The sequence below is a fragment of the Psychrobacter sp. NC44 genome (genome assembly GCF_904846655.1).
GTDB lineage: Bacteria > Pseudomonadota > Gammaproteobacteria > Pseudomonadales > Moraxellaceae > Psychrobacter.
In genome coordinates this window covers 1-5059 of record NZ_CAJHBN010000032.1, presented here as the reverse complement: position 1 = coordinate 5059, position 5059 = coordinate 1, and the positions used below count along the sequence as shown (strand labels likewise).

General features: G+C 38.3%; 3 protein-coding genes. 1 reads left to right on the top strand and 2 read right to left on the bottom strand.

Going from position 1 to position 5059, the window contains the following annotated elements; translation table 11 throughout:
* Nucleotides 1-196: 196 nt before the first annotated feature.
* Nucleotides 197-1810, bottom strand: coding sequence for a MobA/MobL family protein (locus JMX95_RS13525; protein ID WP_201561076.1), 1614 nt, complete (start codon nucleotides 1808-1810; stop codon nucleotides 197-199).
* 524 nt (nucleotides 1811-2334) lie between these two features.
* Here JMX95_RS13525 and JMX95_RS13520 point away from each other — a divergent pair.
* The gene (locus JMX95_RS13520; RefSeq protein WP_201561075.1) at nucleotides 2335-2847 is read left to right on the top strand and encodes a hypothetical protein; all 513 of its coding nucleotides are present in this window, start codon (nucleotides 2335-2337) and stop codon (nucleotides 2845-2847) included.
* A 1087-nt stretch (nucleotides 2848-3934) separates the two neighbouring features.
* On the opposite strand, the gene repM is transcribed toward JMX95_RS13520, so the two are convergent.
* Complete coding sequence (gene repM, locus JMX95_RS13515; protein WP_201561074.1) at nucleotides 3935-4903, bottom strand: replication initiation protein RepM; 969 nt, start codon at nucleotides 4901-4903, stop codon at nucleotides 3935-3937.
* Nucleotides 4904-5059: the final 156 nt, after the last annotated feature.

Below are 5059 nucleotides of genomic sequence, written 5' to 3'. Positions count from 1 at the left end.
GTCGTCATCACACCCGATAGATGTCGTCATCACACCCGATAGATGTCGTCATCACACCCGATAGATGTCGTCATCACTAGCTTGTAACCATTGATAGGTAAGGGATACAACTAGCTTAAAAGCTTTTAAAAGCATTAAAAGCATTAAAAGCCTTTTTTCTTATTAATAAACAATTAAAAAAACAAAAGATAAAAATTCAAAACCTTGGGCTAAGTATGTTCTTACCCACTAGAAGCTCATTTTTGCCCCTACCTGAGTTGTTAGACTGATCGTTGATACCATTCTTAGTATCTACATTTGAAACGTCCTGACGGCTCTCTGAGAGCATTTTAGCGTTATACTCTTCTCTCTCTTTCTCAGCATTACGTACTATTGCTAAAATATCCGCATGATCTCTAAAAAAACTTAAGTTATTGGCTAAACCTATGTGACGCTGATTAAAGTCGTAATGATCTTCATGAGAAAGTCGATCAAGATTGTGCTCAGTAGCAAAAGTCTCCAATAGCTCCTGTTGTCGCTTATCAAATTTATGCGAGTACATTGGATCATCTTCACTCTCGTAAGATTCCCACCTGATACGATTTTTACTGTCTTTTCGCTTGGCAATCTTATTAAGTAACCGTTGGTTCAATAGCTCAGTTTCTCTAGCGTATCTAGTAACGACGTGTTCTCTTTGTTTAACCCATTTATTACCGAGTCCAGAGTATTTTTGAAGTTTTCTATTTGTTTCGTCTGCTGCTCTATAAAATTCTTCTGCTTCTCGATCATAGCTAGTAGCTGCTGATTCTCTTGCAGCACGGCTTCTTCGGATTGCGTCAGCGAAGGGATCTGTCGCTCCAGCTCTGCTTGCAATGATTCTATCAATTTCAATTGCTCGCTGTTCGTGACTGTTAATTCTTTGTTTACTGTCACTAATTCTTTGTTCTGAGATATCAGCTTGGCAATCTGCTGCATACTTAGATTGCTTTCTGTTGCCGTTATAGTTTGACTCATTCTTTTCTCCTAGGTATGAGTTCTTACCGATTTTGCCCCTGTGATGTCCTGGTTTGAAGTCGATGCCTAATTCTTCATAAGATTTATGAGTCACAAGAGCTAAATTATGATGCGCCAAACTCTTATTTTGTATATTCGCCCATGACTCGCGGACACCTTTCAACCACTCGCTATTGCTACATAAGCCACGCCCTTGTTGAATCCGTTTGCCTGTCACGGGATCAATTTCCCCCACTAATTCCTGTGGTACTACCGGTCTTACACGTTCATCATTAGATGCATCACTATCGCATTTTTTGCCTAATGACAGCTTTCCGCTTTTAAGCTCAACCTGACGGCTTAACAGAACGATATGAGCGTGAATATTGCGCTCATCCTTTCTGGTAGGATCACTACCACCCATTTCATATATATCATCGCCTTGCTTGGGGTCATGCACAAAAACCATGGCGATAACACCTTGCTCCTCGGCTTGCTGCTTAGCAAATTCTTGAAAATCTTTTATATTTTCTTCTAAGCTCAATTCATGTGAACCCGCAAGCACGTATTCGTTCGCGAGCTTCGCCCCCATCTTCATTTTGCCGCGCAAAGTGGTTTCGCCCGTTTCGACCAGATTAGCAATCTCTGGTAAAGTGAGCGTTATCCCTTCATCGTTCATCTGCACCGCTAATTCATCAGGCAACATGATTTCGGTATACGCCACATCCGCTTTTTTGCTGTAATCGTAAGTGGTCGCTTCGGGATTTAATGGATTGGGATCTGTCAGTTCCAGCCCTGCTCGGTACGCAATAGCAGCGAATAAATTGTCCCCTTTCACACGACTAATGGATTTCCTTTCTAGCCTGTAGATAGCCATTTCTGCACCTTTTCAGCCTTTGGTTTTTTTGGGGCTTGGGGTTTCCCCAACGCGGTTAGATAAATGACAGAATAGCACGAAGTAGGCTATTCATGTCATTTATCGAAACTGCGCTCTTACAGAGGGTTAGATGCTATGTGGATTTTGGCTCTAAAAACGCATAAAAACGCTCAAATTTGAGCCAAAATGTACATTTTTAGAGCCAAAGTATGCGTTTTTAGAGGTAAAGTGTACGTTTTTAGAGCCAAAAAAGACGATATACGCAGCCTCGGTTACTTTTCCACTCTAGAATGGTCGATGTGAATCGTAAAGCTCTAAATTGGCCTTTAACTTTGGCGATAATGGGTAACCACCCCTGTTACATCCTTTTTTTTGTGCTCTCTAAAAGTACACTTTAGGCTAAATGACGATAAAAATCATATCTGCATTCAGCTCGATATAATACCGATCGAACAACTTAATCTAACAATACAGAAGAGGGTATTTTGAAAGAATATATTATAGATATATTGGCTATAGCAGCTAGTGTCAGCACAATAATAGCTGCTATAGCAGCCCTCATCACACTACGTCACTTAACTAACGATAAGAACGAAAAGCTAGAATATGAAGCAAAAAAAGCATTCTATGAAGGTGGGTTCTGGACGAATGAAGGAGAGGTACGTGGTAATAATGATAGTTTTTTGGAATTGATTATCGATGCTGATAGCCGTCCTCATAGTTTCTCAGGGGAAATCGATGGGTATGCATTTAATGACACTGTATATTTCCATTTTGAGGAATCAAATAAAAGAGTGATCACTCTTGATCTTTTTGAGATGGCACCGAACCAAATGTATATCGAGGGAGAAGACGTGATATGTAGTCTGGGGAAGGCAACGGTAGAATACGTCACGCCTGAGTTATTTATCCTTACCTTTATTGATGATTGTATGCCTAAATTGCCAAGAGAAACGGTAATATTTACTTGGGCTGGAGCATCTAAAGACTCAAAATAAATTAAAAGAACGAAAAATATGGCAAGACTTCCGAACATCTTACGCTTAAAAAGCCACCGACAAGATAGGCGATGGCTTTTTAAATCGGAAACAGCAGTGATATTTGCCGCTAAAACTATCGGTCTTTCTCTGAAACTACATTGATAATTATATTTGTCTCGTTCTTCGTGTATGTAAAGGACGGGGAGTCTATATTAATGCAGTTGGGAACTACTAAAAACAATGAAAATATTAAAAAACGAGCTATCCTCATTTCCCAGATATTATAAACTCGCCGCACCTTTGTTGTAGTCAACCTGTTTGGTACTGTAATAACATCGTCAGGGCTTGTAGCCTGTATTGACAAGGCTTGATGGTGTGGATTGATACTATTATTCAAGGATTTTCTCCATGAAAATACTATAGCAAAGCTATAATATTTTCAAAAAAGTGATCGATAATTACAACCCTTTGATGTATCATTCACTTGTTGACACCCCTGTCAGTTAGTGCTGAATAAGGGTGAAAAACAAGCAAAAAAAGGGTCACCTAGGTGTTCTCAGAACGAAATTTTCAGTATAAACCTGTCGAAAAAAATGGGTTCTATGCTGTCTTTTTTTGTCTGATTTTTTGCACTCCAATATATAGATGAGCATGTTAGTTACCGAGTCGCCAAACTTTAAAGTAACTAATGTGCTTGCTCTATACATCTATTCTTACTATCGCTTACAACCACACTCTTACCCAGATGATCAACATCACTGAGTACTACATATAGACTGCGCGCTTTAGTAGGCACAATATAGCGGGAAAATTTTCAAAATACTATATTGAATTTAGACCAAACCTATGTTGCTGCAAGCGTAGTAGACAGTCCGAATTTTGGCAAAGAACGATGGAATAAGGGTTAGACAGAAATGCCTTTGTTCATAAATTTTTTGTAAAAATATCGTGACCGTTTGATTTTTATTCCCTTAAAGCACAGTAGTTGTGGGCCATAACGGTTAGTCTACTTATTTATTTTCTAATATATTACTTATCGTGTGCAATAAAAAAGCCATCAATACAATGATGGCTTTTCAGTATATTTGAAGAATTTTTTAAGATTCTATAAGTCTAGGTAATCTCTGATAGGGCGTTTTTTGAACTGTGAAGCGTCTCTTTTAAGACGATTAGTCATTTCAAACTCCCACGCGCTTGAGTCTTGACCTGCTGGACTGGTAGAACTAACTAAATGATTATAATCTGCCATGAACTTTGCGTTGCGCGCAATTCTTCCAATTTGCTTATCGCTTAATCCTTTGACTGTGAACATATCTGCTGTATTACAATCTTTTCCATTACTTGCTTTCAGAACACTTTTGGTTCTTTCTTTTTCCGAAACTTTGAACTTAAATCCTATAATTTTGCTTTTTTTCTTTTCTTGATCGTAGCTTATCTTCAAATCTGTTTTCTCATTTATCTCAGCAACAGCTGAATCAAGAACTCGACGTTTAAAGTCACTCATACGCTGATAATCATTAACACCTAAGCCTAATTGACCTCTAAAAGTCTCAATATCAAAGAGATGTGTCTTCGTAGCTTTACGCCATTGTGTGACTAATTCATACAAACGTACCGAATATGCACTATTGAGAACAGCTGTTTGTCCTAACGTATATTTAGTAAAGAAATTTTCTATGCCGTTTATACGTGTTATTTCTTTAACAACTGCTGGGGTTAAGATTACTTCAATTGCACCATCCCCTCTAATGTATTCAACTTGACTTACCCAACGTGTCTTTACCTGATTATCTCTTTCATTTACGAAAGAAAATCGACGTTCGAAAAGTGTCGATTCTGCGGCTAAAAGCACATCGTAAGCCGTGTCTATTTCTACATTAAAACATTCTGCATAACGTTTAGCAGATATAACTAAAGGACTATCTGACGTCAAACCTGTTTGTGTCTCCCTACTATCAATAATTGCAATTTGTATTAATCTTATCTCAACTAACGACAGATTTTGTATAGCTGTATTCAAACGATTCGACTTGACCACTAGATCACTCATATTTTTGCCCTTATCAGATTTCATAATTGAGCCTCTTTAGTGGTTTTTATTAAATCGATAATTACAAACTACACAAACACCATAATCAAGTCAAATTTATTTTTGTCGTCATCACACCCGATAGATGTCGTCATCACACCCGATAGATGTCGTCATCACACCCGATAGATGTCGTCATCA

What these genes read in the sequence shown, in the direction of transcription:
- repM (WP_201561074.1), bottom strand. Translation starts at nt 4,903, where the DNA reads ATGAAATCTGATAAGGGCAAAAATATGAGTGATCTAGTGGTCAAGTCG.